At 69.8% G+C, this 14802-nt stretch carries 17 protein-coding genes; 10 read left to right on the plus strand and 7 right to left on the minus strand.

Annotation, left to right across the window (positions count from 1 at the left end):
- The first annotated feature begins 22 nt into the window (after window positions 1–22).
- The 5 genes from OG905_RS36525 to OG905_RS36545 all read left to right on the plus strand — a co-directional run bounded on the left by OG905_RS36525 (window position 23) and on the right by OG905_RS36545 (window position 4218).
- Entirely contained in the window at window positions 23–511 is a 489-nt protein-coding gene (locus tag OG905_RS36525; RefSeq protein WP_328681260.1) for a GNAT family N-acetyltransferase, read from the plus strand.
- Between the two features lie 247 nt (window positions 512–758).
- The gene (locus tag OG905_RS36530; RefSeq protein WP_328682788.1) at window positions 759–1526 is read left to right on the plus strand and encodes an ABC transporter substrate-binding protein; all 768 of its coding nucleotides are present in this window, start codon (window positions 759–761) and stop codon (window positions 1524–1526) included.
- Window positions 1493–2323, plus strand: a complete 831-nt coding sequence (locus OG905_RS36535) for an amino acid ABC transporter permease (RefSeq protein WP_328681262.1) — start codon at window positions 1493–1495, stop codon at window positions 2321–2323. Before OG905_RS36530 ends, OG905_RS36535 begins: the two co-directional genes overlap by 34 nt.
- 9 nt (window positions 2324–2332) lie before the next feature.
- The gene (locus OG905_RS36540; protein WP_328681265.1) at window positions 2333–3181 is read left to right on the plus strand and encodes an amino acid ABC transporter ATP-binding protein; all 849 of its coding nucleotides are present in this window, start codon (window positions 2333–2335) and stop codon (window positions 3179–3181) included.
- A 257-nt stretch (window positions 3182–3438) separates the two neighbouring features.
- Window positions 3439–4218: a uracil-DNA glycosylase gene (locus tag OG905_RS36545; RefSeq protein ID WP_328681268.1), complete on the plus strand. Its 780-nt coding sequence runs from the start codon at window positions 3439–3441 to the stop codon at window positions 4216–4218.
- A 115-nt stretch (window positions 4219–4333) separates the two neighbouring features.
- On the opposite strand, the gene OG905_RS36550 is transcribed toward OG905_RS36545, so the two are convergent.
- The 4 genes from OG905_RS36550 to OG905_RS36565 all read right to left on the minus strand — a co-directional run bounded on the left by OG905_RS36550 (window position 4334) and on the right by OG905_RS36565 (window position 7851).
- Window positions 4334–5233, minus strand: coding sequence for a hypothetical protein (locus tag OG905_RS36550; protein WP_328681270.1), 900 nt, complete (start codon window positions 5231–5233; stop codon window positions 4334–4336).
- On the minus strand, window positions 5230–6240 hold the full coding sequence (locus OG905_RS36555; protein ID WP_328681272.1) for an SPFH domain-containing protein: 1011 nt from the start codon (window positions 6238–6240) through the stop codon (window positions 5230–5232). Before OG905_RS36555 ends, OG905_RS36550 begins: the two co-directional genes overlap by 4 nt.
- Window positions 6241–6512: 272 nt before the next feature.
- Window positions 6513–7472, minus strand: coding sequence for an endonuclease/exonuclease/phosphatase family protein (locus tag OG905_RS36560; protein ID WP_328681274.1), 960 nt, complete (start codon window positions 7470–7472; stop codon window positions 6513–6515).
- An 82-nt stretch (window positions 7473–7554) separates the two neighbouring features.
- Window positions 7555–7851 carry a hypothetical protein gene (locus tag OG905_RS36565; RefSeq protein ID WP_266485100.1) on the minus strand — a complete coding sequence of 99 codons (297 nt, stop codon included), beginning with the start codon at window positions 7849–7851 and terminating at the stop codon, window positions 7555–7557.
- A 268-nt stretch (window positions 7852–8119) separates the two neighbouring features.
- Between OG905_RS36565 and OG905_RS36570 the strand changes: the two genes are divergently transcribed.
- Entirely contained in the window at window positions 8120–8647 is a 528-nt protein-coding gene (locus OG905_RS36570; protein ID WP_328681278.1) for a GNAT family N-acetyltransferase, read from the plus strand.
- Window positions 8648–8848: 201 nt separating this feature from the next.
- Entirely contained in the window at window positions 8849–9979 is a 1131-nt protein-coding gene (locus OG905_RS36575) for a S1 family peptidase (protein ID WP_443044109.1), read from the plus strand.
- A gap of 334 nt (window positions 9980–10313) precedes the next feature.
- On the opposite strand, the gene OG905_RS36580 is transcribed toward OG905_RS36575, so the two are convergent.
- The gene (locus OG905_RS36580) at window positions 10314–10610 is read right to left on the minus strand and encodes a DUF1876 domain-containing protein (protein ID WP_328681282.1); all 297 of its coding nucleotides are present in this window, start codon (window positions 10608–10610) and stop codon (window positions 10314–10316) included.
- A gap of 237 nt (window positions 10611–10847) precedes the next feature.
- Here OG905_RS36580 and OG905_RS36585 point away from each other — a divergent pair, with 237 nt between their 5' ends.
- Window positions 10848–11465, plus strand: coding sequence for an Rv1733c family protein (locus tag OG905_RS36585; protein ID WP_328681283.1), 618 nt, complete (start codon window positions 10848–10850; stop codon window positions 11463–11465).
- 57 nt (window positions 11466–11522) lie between these two features.
- Here OG905_RS36585 and OG905_RS36590 read toward each other — a convergent pair whose 3' ends face one another.
- Window positions 11523–12785, minus strand: a complete 1263-nt coding sequence (locus tag OG905_RS36590) for a Tm-1-like ATP-binding domain-containing protein (RefSeq protein WP_328681284.1) — start codon at window positions 12783–12785, stop codon at window positions 11523–11525.
- A 336-nt stretch (window positions 12786–13121) separates the two neighbouring features.
- On the opposite strand from OG905_RS36590, the gene OG905_RS36595 reads away from it, so the two are divergent.
- Complete coding sequence (locus OG905_RS36595; protein WP_328681286.1) at window positions 13122–13514, plus strand: hypothetical protein; 393 nt, start codon at window positions 13122–13124, stop codon at window positions 13512–13514.
- 143 nt (window positions 13515–13657) lie between these two features.
- Here the strand turns inward: OG905_RS36595 and OG905_RS36600 are convergent, their stop codons facing one another.
- Window positions 13658–14248 (minus strand): flavodoxin family protein, encoded by a 591-nt coding sequence (locus tag OG905_RS36600; protein WP_328681288.1) that lies wholly within the window; start codon window positions 14246–14248, stop codon window positions 13658–13660.
- A 109-nt stretch (window positions 14249–14357) separates the two neighbouring features.
- Between OG905_RS36600 and OG905_RS36605 the strand changes: the two genes are divergently transcribed.
- Window positions 14358–14792 (plus strand): winged helix-turn-helix transcriptional regulator, encoded by a 435-nt coding sequence (locus tag OG905_RS36605; protein WP_328681289.1) that lies wholly within the window; start codon window positions 14358–14360, stop codon window positions 14790–14792.
- Window positions 14793–14802: the final 10 nt, after the last annotated feature.

A 14802-nucleotide genomic window follows, 5' to 3' on the forward strand; every position in this document is an offset into this window, starting at 1 on the left:
AGTGGCAGGTAATACTCTCTGCATGAGTTCGTATATGACCGGTGCCGCCCGCGGGGCCCGCGCGGAGGCTGGACGGATCAGACGAGCCACCGTCCGCGACGCCAAGCGGCTCACCAGGCTCGTACGCGACTCCCGCGCCTATGAGGGCCCGTACGCCCCGATGATCGCCGGATACCGGGTGGGTCCCGACTACATCGAGACCCACGAGGTCTTCGTGGCACTCGGCGCCGAGGACAGGGTGCTCGGTTTCTACGCTCTCCTCCTTGGCCCCGCGGAGCTGGACCTGATGTTCGTCGCCGATGCCGCCCAGGGACTCGGCGTCGGCCGCCTGCTCATCGAGCACATGATCGGTGAGGCGCGTGATGCCGGCATCTCAGCCGTGCGCATCGTCTCGCACCCGCCCGCCGAAGGCTTCTACCTCAGCGTGGGCGCGCGGCGGATCGGCACCGTGCCGGCGAATCCGCCCGCCGTGATGTGGGACCGTCCCGAGCTGATCATCCAGGTCACTTAGGTCCTGTCCGGCACATCGGGCTGGACAGGACCTCCCGCGCCACGCCGTCCCACATGGTGGTACACATCGTGGACAGGCACCTGACCCCACGCGTCCCGTGCCTTACGATCTCCGACGGGCGGCCCGCCATGACGGCCGCCCACCACGCACCTATGGAGGTCAACCCGTGTTCTGGACGGCCAGCGGATCGCGCAGTCACCGCACCGGTATCCGTGCCCGCGCCACCGCCGGAGCTGTTGCGGCGGGGATGTTCCTCGCCGTTGGCTGTTCCTCCAATGGCGACGGAGCGGGTGAGGCGGCGGGCGGCGTCCCCGTGGTGCACAAGGGACAGCTGACCACCTGCACCCACCTGCCGTACCCGCCGTTCCAGTTCGAACAGAACGGCAAAGTCGTCGGCTTCGACGTGTCCCTGATCGACCTGGTGGCGAAGAACCTCAAGGTCGAGCAGAAGATCCTGGACACGCCGTTCGAGAACTTCAAGACCGGCGCCTTCCTCAACTCCGGCGAGTGCGACCTGGCCGCCGCGGGCATGACGATCACCGCCGAGCGCAAGAAGAACGTGGACTTCTCGGTCCCGTACTTCGACGCCACGCAGGCGCTGCTCGCGAGCAAGAAGAGCGGCGTGAAGTCCCTGGCGGACATCAAGGCCAAGAACAAGAAGCTCGGCGCGCAGGCGGAGACCACCGGCGAGAGCTACGCCAAGGACCAGGGCTTCAACCCGGTCGCCTTCGAGAGCTCGGACGCGGTCCTCAACGGACTGCGCACCGGCCAGGTCGACGCCGTCGTCATCGACTACCCGGTTGTCCAGGGCTGGCTCAAGGACAAGGCCAACGCCGCCGAGTTCGTCCTCGGGGACAACATCTCGACCGGTGAGCAGTACGGCATATCGGTGAAGAAGGGCAACAAGAAGCTCCTCGACGCCATCAACAAGGCGATCACGGACGCCCGCGCGGACGGCACGTACAAGAAGCTGTACGAGCAGTGGATCGGGCCGCTGCCCCAGGCCACGTCGTGACCTCTCGGCTGACCAGGCGCCAGCGGCGCCGCATATCGCAGGGCATCCAGTACGCCGTATTCGTCGCGGCGATAGTCGCGATCGGCTTCCTGGCCGACTGGGACCGGCTGCAGAACCAGTTCGCGCAGAAGGACCTGGCCAAGGAGCTCTTCCCGGACATCATCACCACCGCGCTGCGCAACACGGTGGTCTACACGGTCTCCGGGTTCGCCTTCGGTCTGGTACTCGGCCTGATCGTGGCGCTGATGCGGCTCTCATCGGTCGCTCCCTACCGGTGGGTCGCCACCGTCTACATCGAGTTCTTCCGGGGCCTGCCCGCCCTGCTGATCTTCATCTTCGTGGGCGTGGCGGTGCCGCTCGCGTTCCCCGGGACGCAGATTCCCGGCGGTACGTACGGCAAGGTCGCGCTCGGTCTCGGACTGGTCGCCGCGGCCTATATGGCAGAAACGATTCGGGCGGGCATCCAGGCGGTGCCCAAGGGGCAGATGGAGGCCGCCCGATCGCTGGGGTTCTCGCACGCCCGGGCCATGGTGTCGGTGATCATCCCGCAGGCCTTCCGCATCGTTATCCCGCCGCTGACCAACGAGCTCGTCCTGCTGTTCAAGGACTCCTCGCTGGTGCTGTTCCTCGGCGTCACGCTGGAGGAGCGGGAGCTGACCAAGTTCGGCAGGGACCTGGCCAGCCAGACCGCCAACTCCACCCCGATCCTGGTCGCCGGGCTCTGCTACCTCCTCGTGACCGTGCCGCTGAGCTTCGTGGTGCGCCGCTTGGAAGCGCGCGCCGAGAAGGCCAGGTGAGGAATCCAGATGTCACAGAAGACGGAGACGGTGGACAGCATGGGTGAGGGCCGCGCGGAGATCGAGATCCGGGGCCTGCACAAGTCGTTCGGGGACAACGAAGTGCTCCGCGGCATCGACCTGGAGATTGCCCGGGGCGAGGTCGTGTGTGTCATCGGCCCTTCGGGCTCGGGCAAGTCGACGCTGCTGCGCTGTGTGAACCTGTTGGAAGAGCCCACCTCCGGCAAGGTCTTCGTCGGTGGCACGGAAGTCACCGACCTCGATGTGGACATCGACGCGGTACGTCGCCGTATCGGCATGGTCTTCCAGCAGTTCAACCTGTTCCCGCACGTGAATGTGACCGAGAACCTCACGCTGCCGCAGCGCCGTGTGCTGGGCCGGGACAAGGCGCGGGCCGCCGCCGTGGCCAAGGAGAACCTGGACCGGGTGGGGCTCGCCGACAAGGCCGAGGCCTTTCCGGCGCAGCTGTCCGGCGGGCAGCAGCAGCGGGTGGCGATCGCACGGGCACTGTCGATGGGCCCGGAGGTGATGCTCTTCGACGAGCCGACCTCGGCGCTCGACCCCGAGCTGGTCGGCGATGTGCTCTCGGTGATGCGGCTGCTGGCCGCCGAAGGCATGACGATGATGGTCGTCACGCACGAGATGAGCTTCGCCCGCGAGGTCGCCGACCGGGTCGTGTTCATGGACGACGGCGTGATCGTCGAACAGGGTCCGGCGGAGCAGGTCGTGGGCGATCCGCAGCACGAGCGGACCAGGAACTTCCTGACGCGGATCCTGGACCCGGCAGCGGCGGAGGCACCGGTGGAGGAAGCCGGGCCGGATGTGCGCAAGGCGGTTGACGGCCCGTCCGGAGGATGACGGCCGGGGCGAGCGGCCGATCGACCCACGCGGTGGAGGACGGGCGGTGCGCCTGCGGCGGGCTGTTCCCCACCCCGCCCCTTCCCGCTGTGACATTTGCGGTTCGGCCGCACACTCAGCCCCGCCGGCGCTTCAGGCGCGGGGGTCCGGGACGGAGCCCCCGTACGGGGGTCCGAGGGCTTGCCCCCAGTTGAGGAAGGGGCGGGGTGGGGACAAGGCCCGCCGCAGGCGCACCGCACCCGCACTAGCGTGACCTCATGGGAACGCATGAAACCGCAGGTCCGCCGCACCCCGATGACCGCGACTTCCCCGCGCGCCGTGCACCGGGCTGCCGCGGACTCGCCGAGCTGGACGCGGCCGCGACCCAGTGCCGTGCGTGCCCGAGGCTGGTGGCCTGGCGCGAGGACGTCGCCGTCACCAAGCGCCGGGCCTTCCAGGAATGGGAGTACTGGGGCAGGCCGGTCCCGGGCTTCGGTCCGCCGGACGCGGCGGTGGCGGTGGTCGGTCTCGCGCCCGCGGCGCACGGCGGCAACCGCACGGGCCGGATGTTCACCGGGGACGCCTCCGGCGACATTCTCGTCAAGGCGCTCCATGCCGTGGGTCTCGCGTCCCAGCCGACCTCCACACACCGCGGCGACGGCCTGGAACTGCACGGCGTGCGGCTCACCGCACCTGTCCACTGCGCTCCGCCGCAGAACAAGCCCACGCCCGGTGAACGGGACACCTGCCGGCCGTGGCTGGCGAGAGAGCTGGAGCTGCTGAGCCCTTCCCTGCGCGCAGTGGTCGTCCTGGGAGCCTTCGGCTGGCAGGCGGTGCTGCCGGTGCTGAGTCATGCGGGGTGGCAACTGCCGCGGCCCCGCCCGGTGTTCGGGCACGGTGCCCTGGTGACGCTGCCCAGCGCCAGGACCGGACGGGAACTGCACCTGCTCGGCTGCTACCACCCGAGCCGGCAGAACACCTTCACGGGGCGGCTGACCCTGCCCATGCTCGTCGATGTCTTCCGGCACGCGGCCGACATCGCGGCCCTCAATCCGTAGGGGGGACAGGACCTTGCCTGAGACGTTCCTCGCCTCAGCCGTCCCCCGCCCGGACGTCCCGCGGCTCCTGTTTCCCGGCGGGAGCCGCGGGATCCCGCGCTGAGCGGCCTCGCGGTCAGAGCAGCAGACGCAGCGTCGTGTCCGCGACACCGAGCCGTACCGTCTGACCCCAGGTCAGTTCCAGCGCGTCGCTCTCGATGCCGTCACCGAACGCGACCAGTTGGTCGGACTCGACGACGAGCCTGAGCTGCTCGGCGCGATGCAGTGTTCCCTCCACGAGCGAGGTGCCGGTGGTGGGGGAGGGCCACGCCTCGCGTACGAACCAGATGAGCCGCGGATCGGCAGGACCGGGGAGCGTCAGCGCGCTGGCCCGCTCCTGCCACAGCGAGCGCAGCCACCCGGTCGCGCCGGTGCCGGTGCCGACCAGGACACCCGAGGATGCCTGCGCCTCTCGGGGTGCCGCCTCGTCGTCGCTCCCGATGCGGTAGCGCGCCGTCTGATGGCCCCGCGCGCCGAGATAGATCTCGTTGAGCGCCAGCAGACGCTGGGTGTCGTCGGCCACTGCCTCCACCATGGTGAGCTCGTCCGTCGCGCAGCTCGGGGACGCGGCGGCGGGGAGCAGTTTGGTCGCGTCGCCCGCCCGGTGGCGGACCAGGACGCCCGGGTTGCGGCCCGGATCGGCGTCGATCCCGATCACGGGCTGGCCGGACAGATATTTGGCCGCGTTGGCGACCAGCCCGTCCTGTCCGACCACGACCACCACGTCCTCGGGGGCGAACAGAAAGCGGTCGAGGTCCATACGCTCAACCCGTGCCTGCCGCCACTGAAGCGGAACCGCCGCCGTCACCTGGGCGAGGGTGCGCCGCGCACGGTGGTGGCGCTCGGCCACCTCCTCGATGCCGCGGCCTCGCGAGGAGAGGAAGAAGCCTGCCTGGCCGTGCGTGCCGTGGCGGGCGAGCAACTCCTCGTACTCGGTGGTCCGATGCACGAGCACCGCCCGCGGCGCGAGGCTCATCCCCGGTCCCCGTCGGGGCGGCCGAGCCTGGCCAGCAGGCCGGTCAGGACGTCGGGCGTAACGGTGAGGCTTTCGATTCGGGGCAGGTTCTCGGCGAGCCGGGTGGCGGTCAGGGCGTGCAGCGTGGCGACGTCGACGTCGGCGTGCACCCGCAGCCAGGCGGCCTGGGCCTGGGCCCGTGCCTCGCCGACCTCGCGTGCCGCTTCGGCCTCGGCCTTGGCCAGCCGTACGGTGCGGGCGGCCTCCGCCTCGGCCCGTACGCCGTCGGCCGCCGCGCTCTCCTCGGCCTCGCGGCGGGCATTCGTGCCGCGCTGCTCGACCAACTGCTCCTCGCGGCGGGCCAGTTCGATCTTGCTGGCGAGCTCGTTCTCCGCGATGGTGCGCTCCCGCTCGACCGCCACGGCTCGTCGTTCGTACGTCGCGCGGTCGGCCTCCTGCTGGATCTGCTCCCGCGCCGGGGTGCGCAGTGCGCGCTCGACCTCGGGCTCGGGACGCAGAGCGACGACGCGCACGGCGACCACCGCGATGCCGGTGGCCTCCAGCCGCGGCTCAGCCGCCAGCCCTTCGGCGATGCGCCCGCGCACGGACGCGACGCCGTCGACCAGTGCTGCGGCCAGCGGGGTACGGGCCAGCACATCGAGCGCGTGCTGCTGGGCGGTCTCGGTGAGCAGGGTGGAGATCTGCTCCAGCGGGGCGCTGCGCCAGACGCCGGTGTCCGGGTCGATGGAGAAGTCCAGCCGGGCGGCCGCGGTGGCCGGATCGCCGATCCGGTACGTCACCGTCGCCTGCACCGTGACGTCCTGGAAGTCGGACGTACGGGCGTGGAAGGCCATGGCCAGTTCCCGGTCGTCGACGGGCACTTCGCACAGCGCTGCCGTCAGCGCGCGGTACCAGAAGCTCAGCCCGGGTCCGTCGTGGACGAGCCGGCCCCGCCGGTGGTGGCGGACGTGGGCGGTGGGCGCGGAGCGAAGATGACGCCAGCCGAAGCGCCTGATGATGTCGGCCATGACAACCTCCCCTTTTCGTCGTATCGACGATATAGGGGCAGCTCCTTATCGTCAACACGACGAAATGCGAGGGAGGGCCTGCCGCGGCGTGTGCCTCGCCCTTCTTCTGACAGCTGATCAGTACCTCGGCGCCGTCGGGCAGCCTCCTCCGCCGGTCCGAGCCGGTGGTCGCGTCCTCGCGGTGAGCGATCGGGTCAGCCTGCCCAGGTCGGTAAGGGCCTTCCCCTAGGGCGTGTTGGGGGGTGGAGGGTGAAGACGGCCAGGGGCCGCGCTCAGGACCGCAGCCGGATCCAGACAGGCGCGTGGTCGGAGCCCGCCGCGTCGCGGCGCTCGGCGGGGGATTCGTCGACAGAGGGCAGCGGCCGCGGGTTGGCCGTCCCGCTGAGCCCCGTACCTGCTGATTCCACCCGGTCCAGGAGCCGGTGGCTGATGAGTATGTGGTCTATCAGTTCGGGCCGTCCCGAGTGGATGCGGGAGAACCGCCGGTCCTGCGGAATCAGCGGTGCCACGTTCCACAGCCGATGGGCGTCGCCCTTGTCCGGCCGCTCGAATCCGGGCGTACCGATCTCGGAACCCGGCGGCCCCTGTGGGATCTGCGTCGTGGCCGCGCCCACCTCGTCGTTGAGATCGCCCAGGACCACCACGGCGCGCCGCTTGCCCTGGCCCTCCAGCAGGGTGTCGGCCAGCGCGCGCAGCGTGGTCGCCTCGGCGGCGCGCCGGAACAGGGCGTAGGCGCCGTAGCGGGCGCGTTCACCCTCGTCGCGTGGCTGGAATCGGCCGCCCGGGTAGCTGAGCAGTTTCGATTTCAGGTGGCAGACGGCAGCCACGATCTCCGGCCCCTGGTCCGGCTCGATGCGTACGGCCAGCGCGCCGCGGCCCATCCGGGCGGCCGGATCGGCGTGGTCGTCACTCTGGACGGCAAGCAGTTGCCCGGGAAACGCGGCGGTGTCGGCGATGACGGTGAGCGGATGGCGGCTGAGGAATCCGACCCGGATGCCCCGGCTGTCCGTGTGCTCGGACAGCGCCGTGTGCCACGTGCCGCCGAGCACGCTGGTGAGATCGGCCAGCGCCTGCGGGTCACCGACCTCCTGGACTCCCAGCAGACCCGGGTCGAGCGCGGTGACGGTCGCGGCGAGTGCGGCGAGCTTCGCCTCGTACGAGGCCTTGTCGCTCGGGCCGAAGGGTCCGCCCGGCAGGTAGAGGTTCTCGAGATTCCACGTCCCCAAGAGCATGGCCTGGCTCCGTCCTGAGACTGGAACTTGCCCGGACCGTCATCGTGACAGGGCCACGGCAAGGGAGCCAGGTGTCTGCCGTTCAGGCCGGCGGAGCCGCTCCGTGGGCGGCGGTGACGGGGACTTCGGTTCCATCGCGCACGGCGTCGACGATGGCCTGGTGGAGGGTACGGCTGGCCTCTTCGGAGGGGCACGGCACAGGGCTGCCCGACATGGTGAACCAGTCCGAGGCCCCGCTGTACTGAACGGCGATCTGAGCCTGGCCGTCCGACCATGTGGTGTGGACGGTCACGTCTCCTTTGATCACCCCGACTTCCTCGGTGAGAACGCCGCCGGGTCCCGCGTAGATTCCGGTGGTGGTCCACGATGCCCAGGTCATGGCGCATGCCTTACTGACGGTGGGAGAAGGTGAAAGGACACGGCTGCCTCCGAGCGCAGCTCTGCGAAACGCCGTCCTTCGAGTCTGACACTTGCGCGACGGGTGCGCGCGGCGGTGTCGGGGCGTGGTTCCAGAACAGGGTGCGTGGCGGCCCTGACCACTGTCCACATTCCGTGACGACCACTGTGCGTCACGAGGACGCACGTTTTGTTACAGCAAGGACCGAGCGGCGTTCGGGCAGCCCGAGGCCCTCGATAGGGTGCGGCGCATGATCCTCGAAGAGCTGGCGGTTGCCCGTGGCGAGCACGGCGCTCCTGATATCTCGGGCGAGCTGCTCACCGAGATCGCCGAACTCTATGCGTCCAACGAGGAATTCTTCGCGCTGAGCGGCGACTTCGCCGACCCGTACGACATCGGGATCGAGCAGGTCGCAAAGGCGCTCGCCGACGAGCTGGTGCACGAGGGGGCGCAGGTTCTGCTCGCCCCGTCGCGCGGCGAACTGGTGGGCCTCGCGGTGACGTTGGATCATCACCCGACAGATCCGGACGACCAGGATCCCTGGATCGGGCTGCTGATGATCGACCGGCGTCGGCAGCGATCGGGAGTCGGCCGACGCCTGGCCGGGCTGGTCGAAGACCGTTTCCGCCGGGCGGGCCGTACGGGCTCCCGCCTCGCCGTCCTGGAGAACAATCCGAAGGCGCGCTCCTTCTGGACCTCCCTCGGATACACCGAGCTCCGCCGCGCCAACGACCGTGAGCTGAACCGCCCGAGCATCGTGCTGCGCAAACCTCTGTAAGCGGCTCTGGAACGCCGACCGGAGTCGGGGCGGTATTCGGCCAACTGCCCTGCTGCCTCGGCCCGTTGGTATGGACCTCTCCCTTGCCTTCGGCTACTGTCCGCCGGGGCGCGCTCTGAGAGCGCTCTCGCCTGCTCGCTGTTCCATCCCCCACGAAGCTGGAACAACTGAAGGGTCAAGGCCTTGAGACGCACGACAGGTATATGTACCGGACTGTCCGCCCTCCTCCTCCTGGGCGCCTGGGTAACCGCCGGGTCCGCACCGGCCGCCGCCGCGGCGCCCGCCCCCACTCCCGAGCCCCCGGCCTCCGCCGGTCTGCTCACCGCCATGCAGAAGGACCTGGGTCTGACGAAGAGCCAGGTGCAGGCTCGGCTGGCGGCCGAGAAGACGGCAGCCGCCGTCGAAACAAACGCGCAGCGCGCCGCAGGATCCTCCTTCGGCGGATCCTGGTTCGACGCGAAGAGCGGAAAGCTGACCGTGGCCGTCACCGATGGCCACAAGGCCGGAGCCGTCCGCGCGACGGGTGCCGCGGTCCGGCTGGTGACGCACAGCGCGCAGCAGCTCGACGCGGCCAAGAAGAAGATCGACGCTCTCCACGCGCCCGCCGGGGTCAGCAGCTGGCACGTCGACCCGAAGGCCAACCGGGTCGTGGTGAACGTCGTCGCTTCCGAGCGTGGTGACAACGATGTCGTTACGTTCGTCGCCCGCGCCCGTCAAACCGGCCCGGTCCAGGTCAAGGAGACCACCGAGGCCCCCAAGACCTTCGCCGCCGGCACCGTGGGTGGCGACCCGTACTACACCGGCAACGTCCGCTGCTCCATCGGCTTCTCGGTGTACGGCGGCTTCGTCACCGCCGGGCACTGCGGTCAGCCGGGCATGGGCGTCAGGGGCTGGGACGGCTCCTACATCGGGGCCTTCCAGGGATCGTCGTTCCCCGACAACGACTACGCCTGGGTCAACGTCGGCAGCGGCTGGTGGACCGTCCCCGTGGTCCTCGGCTGGGGAACCGTCTCCGACCAGCTGGTCCGCGGCTCGCGCGAGGCTCCCGTCGGCGCGTCGATCTGCCGCTCGGGCTCCACGTCGCACTGGCACTGCGGCAATGTCCTGGCCAAGAACGAGACCGTCAACTACAGCCAGGGCGCGGTCCATCAGATGACGAAGACCAGCGTCTGCGCCGAGCCCGGTGACTCGGGCGGGTCCTTCATCAGCGGCGACCAGGCGCAGGGCGTGACCTCCGGTGGCTGGGGCAACTGCAGTGGCGGAGGCGAGACCTGGTATCAGCCGATCAACGAAATCCTGGGCCGGTACGGTCTGACCCTGCACACGACGTAGCCCCCCACGGGTGGAGCCCGTCGCGACGTGATCTAGGGCCTGTTGTTTGGATCAGGCCGGATCAGCGAGCGTGCGTGCCAGGGCACGCGAGCCCGGCAAGATCCGAACGACAGGCCCTAGGGCCGAGCCGGCTCTGCGCCGCGACGGGTTTTCCGAACGCGGGGCATGGCGCCGGGAAGGGCTCTATCCGCTTCTCGCGGATCCTGATTGCGCGGTGCACGGCTGCGGGCCGCTCCTCCGCGTCGTCCTCGGGTCCTTCCCGGCCATTCCATGGAATCACCAGGGCCGCTCCAGGGCCAGGGGTCATGCAGTGCCGTACCGGGCGGGTGTCCAGTCAAAGCGCCGTCGTCCAGGCGTACGGCGGTGCGAGCCGCTCACCGCCACCGGCGCCCACGCTCTCCAGGTCGCGGTCCGCGATCCGCGTCAGCTGTGCCGCGAGGTCCTTCAAAGCCCTGCCTGCCGCGAGCTCGTCGCCGATCTCGGGCACGTCCGGGTCCTCGGCGCTGCATCGGGCGGTCCCGTGGCCCGTAAGGGTCGAGGTGCCCGTGTCCAGCACGACCCGCGCCTTCGTCGTCCCGTCCTCTTCGAACAGGTACAGGCCGACCTTCCACTCCAGAGTCCGTGTCGTCATGGCCTGCCTCCTCGACGGCATCCGGCCGCCGTGGGCCGCCGCTACGTTGCCGCTGCGTTGTCCTGTCTTCAGGGTCCACCCATCCGGCGCCTGCCGTGAATCTTTCTCGGACCGAGGGGCCGACCGGCTGTCGGACGAGGCCCGCTGGGCCCATGCTGGAGGTGGGACAAATCAGTCACCGTGGGCACCGGGCGAAACGGACGTCAGCTCGGTCCTTCGAGTGAGCGAGGTCAGGCCATGACTGCACATCTGCCCGGCCGGGGGCGGGGCACGCATTCGGAGCCGGAGCGCGGAGCACCGCGCGGAAATCCTCTGCGCCGCAGGTCGGACCGTGTGCAACGGTGGGCCGGAGCCTTCGCGGTGGTGCTGTCCCTCGGGGCCGTGCCGGGGGTGGCCACCGGGGTGGGGCTCGCCGTCCACCGGACCGAGATGCACAAGGTCCAGGACGCTGCCGGCTCGTACATGGTCGAGGCGCACCTGGTCGCTGACGCGGGCGTGCACAAGGCGGCGGCCCGGGGGGACGACCCCGTGGCAGCACAGGTCCAGTGGAAACAGCGCGACGGCGTGGTGCACACGGCGCGGGTCAGGGTCGACGCGGGCACCCCCGTCGGCTCCGCGGTCCAGATATGGGCGCGCCCCGACGGCACCGCGACCAGGGTGCCGCCGACGACCCCTTCGGAGGCGGTTCTCGCGGGCTGGCTGACGGCGATTGTCACCGGCGTCGGGGTGAGCGGAGCCTGCTACGTGTCGTGGATGGGTTTCGTCCACCTGATGGACCGCAGAAGGTACGCGCAGTGGGAGCGCGAGTGGGCGGCAGCGGAACCCGGCATGTCCGGCCGGACACATGACCTGTGAACCTCAGGTCCCGGAGCCTGCCGGGGCGGGCACGGCCGTGCCCGCCCCGGCAGGCTTTCAAGCCGTCGCGGCGGTCGTCACCGACTGCTGGTCGATCATCCGGTGCAGCCGCTCGGCGGCCGCCCGCCCGAAGGCCGGGTCGTTGATGTGCGTGTCGAATGTCTGGAACTCGACGTCGGAGTCGCTCAGCCCCGCGCTGAGTTCGGCGACCAGGGCGGCGTCCGCACGGGGGTCGTGGTACGGGCCGCTCGAGACGCCGAGAGTCGACAGCCCGCGCAGGGGAGCGAGGACGGCAGTGGGGCCGGTCGCGGTCCGCAGCTTCGCGGTGATACGGCGCCCCAGCTCGGCGCACTCCTGCGCCGTCGTGCGGACCACGGTGATCGACGGATTGTGGACGCGGATCATCCGGTCACGGAACTGGCCGGGGAGGGTGTCGAGCGGACCGAACTTCACCATGTCCAGCGCCCCCAGGCTCACCACCTGAGGAACACCGGCCCGGCCCGCGGCCTCCAGGCGGTCCGGTCCGGCCGTCAGGATGCCCCCGACCAGGTCGTCGGCAAGTTCGCTCAGCGTCAGGTCGAGGACCCCGGCGAACAGGCCCTTTCCGGTGAGCGCTTCCAGCGACCGGCCACCGGAGCCGCTGGCATGGAACACCAGTACCTCGTAGCCGAGTTGTGTCAGCCGCTCGCGTGCCGCGTCGACGCCGGGAGTGGTCACGCCCGCCATGGACGCCGCCACCAGCGGCCTGCCCGCGGCGAGGAGCTCCTCCGCCCCTACCGCTCGTGGGGTGCGGGCGAAGCCCTCGGCCATTCCCGCCATGGCGTCGGCGGCGTTGGCGAGCAGCGGGGCCGAGATCCGGTTGACTCCGGCGATGTCGACGACGCTGTACATCATGGTGATGTCCGAGGCGCCGACGTATGGGGAGACATTGCCCGAAGCCATCGAGGAGACCATCAGTTTGGGCACGCCGATCGGCAGGGCGCGCATCACCTGGGTTGCCATCGAGGTCCCGCCGCTGCCTCCGAGGGCCAGTACGCCGTGGAGGCGGCCTGCGGCATACAGGTCCAGGGCTATGTTCGTGGCGCCGCGCGCCATGGCCGTGACGGCTGCACCGCGATCCTGTTCCCGGAGGTGACGCAGGTCGTCCCCGGCGGCGCGAGCCACGTCGGAGTGGGTGATGTCCGGGCGCACCAGTGGCTCTCCGATGACGCCGGTGTCGATGAGGATGGTCTCGATGCCGTGCCGGTGCAGGTGATCCCGCAGTCGGCCGTACTCCGTTCCTTTGGTGTCCAGCGTGCCCACCAGTGCAACGATTGCCATGACAAGTCATGTTCATGGCTTATGGCGTACGAGGCAAGGCGGCATCCCGATAAGCGGACGCTCCCGCCCGGGCGTTGAGGCTACGTTGCGATCCTCGGCGGCCCCAGAGGGCAACCGCCACACCCGGATACCGGGGCCACCTCCCGCCAGTACGCGTGGCTGCGATCCTCGGTCACCTCGTAGGGTGACCGCCACCAGGCGCGCAATGTCCTTCTCCGAGGCGCACCCGACCGTGGGGGATCTTCGCACTCGTCGGCGAGGCTGGTCCGGGTTGTGGCGCGTGACCTAATGGGGTCAGCTGGCTGCGTGCCCTGCGGGAACAGATCACCTCGATCAATGCCAGCAGCAGCAATGGACGCGATCACAGCCCTGCTGGAGGAGATCCGCGGGAACAGCGCCCGTCCGGGACGGCGGGTAGTCGACGCGCTCGAAGTCCTCGCCGAGGTGCCCCTGGCCATGGCCGAGGCCGCGGCTGGTCGGCTGACATCCGCATCTCATCGATCTTGCTGGGCGATGATCCTCGAGGTGATCGAGCGGCCGGGCGACTGCCTGCTCCCGGTCCAGCTGGCGTCGTGCCGTACGGGCGCGGTGGGCACATATGGCGGCGGCCGCCGTGGCGGTGAGCACCACAGCGGCCGCAATCAGGGTGCGGGGATGGTCATGGTGCTCACCTCTTCCCCGTACTGCGGGAAAGTCCGCTTCCCGCAGCGGGTGACGGTGGGGTGGTGAGCCGTCGCAACCCAGGCAGCGCTGCCGGACAGGGTCTCGACCGCAGCGTCTGCGTTGAGGTGGTGCGGCTTGTCGGCGACGGAGATGTGCACGGTGCCAGTACGTAGGGTCCTGATGAACCGCAGGTCCGGCCGTGTATGGCGTCAGGCGCCGACGGCCGCCCGGCCTGCGATGAACGTACGAGTGGTCTCCGCCACCCGGCCGCCGAGGTGCTGCGCGGTCGCGATGTCGGCCTTGTGTACGCCCTCCGGACCCTCGTCGGAGTTCGTCTGGGCAGCGGCGCCGAAGAAGAAGCCGAGGCGGTTGAGGTCGTGCTCGGAGCCCTCCGTGGAGTTCCATCCGGGCTTCAGTCCGAGGTTCACCCAGTGCATGCCGTGCTGAGCGGCAAGCGTCGCGAAGTACTGCAGGGTGTGCAGCTTGTCGCCGCTCTTGGAGCCGGAGTTGGAGAAGCCGGCCGCCAGCTTGTTCTTCCAGGCGTCGGTGAACCAGCGCTTGGACGAGTCCTCGGCGAACTTGTGGAACGCGCCCGAGGCGGTCCCCATGTAGGTGGGTGACCCGAAGACGATGGCGTCGGAGCCGTCGAGCAGCTCCCACTGGGCCTCGCTGATCTCGCCGACCTTGATCAGGTGGACGGTGGCACCGGCGGCGGCCGCTCCGTCGCGGACGGCCTCGGCGATGACGGCGGTGTGGCCGTAGCCGGAGTGGTAGGCGATCGAGACAACAGGGGTGGTCACGGTAGGGGCTCCTCGAAAGCGATGTGCTCGTCGTTGGAGCCCCAGAGAAACACTAACTTTTGTAAAGCGCAACCCCTCAGTTAGCGCTGTGCTCGCGTATGGTTGTTGTATGGAGAGCATCGAGACCAACACCCAGGAAGAGAGCAGCAGAGCGTGTCCGGACGATGACCTCGCCTTTGACGTGTTTTCCCGCAACTGCCCGTCGCGCGGCACGCTGGAGCACGTCACCGGCCGTTGGGGCAGCCTCACGATGGGAGCGCTGCACGAAGGCACGTTCCGCTTCAACGAGCTGCGCCGCCGGGTCGACGGGGTGAGCGAGAAGATGCTGTCCCAGACCCTGCATGCCCTGGAGCGCGACGGTCTCGTACAACGGGAGGCGCAGCCGACGAACCCGCCGCGGGTCGACTATGAGCTCACCCCGCTGGGGCGCGAGGTCGCCGAGCGGCTACTGGGCCTCATCCACTTCCTGGAGGGCCGGATGCCCGAGGTGCTGGCGGCGCGTGAGCGTCACGAGGAGATGCGCGAGGGCCTCGGCAGGCGCTGACAACGGGAGC

Source organism: Streptomyces sp. NBC_00322, assembly GCF_036147535.1.
Classification (GTDB): domain Bacteria; phylum Actinomycetota; class Actinomycetes; order Streptomycetales; family Streptomycetaceae; genus Streptomyces.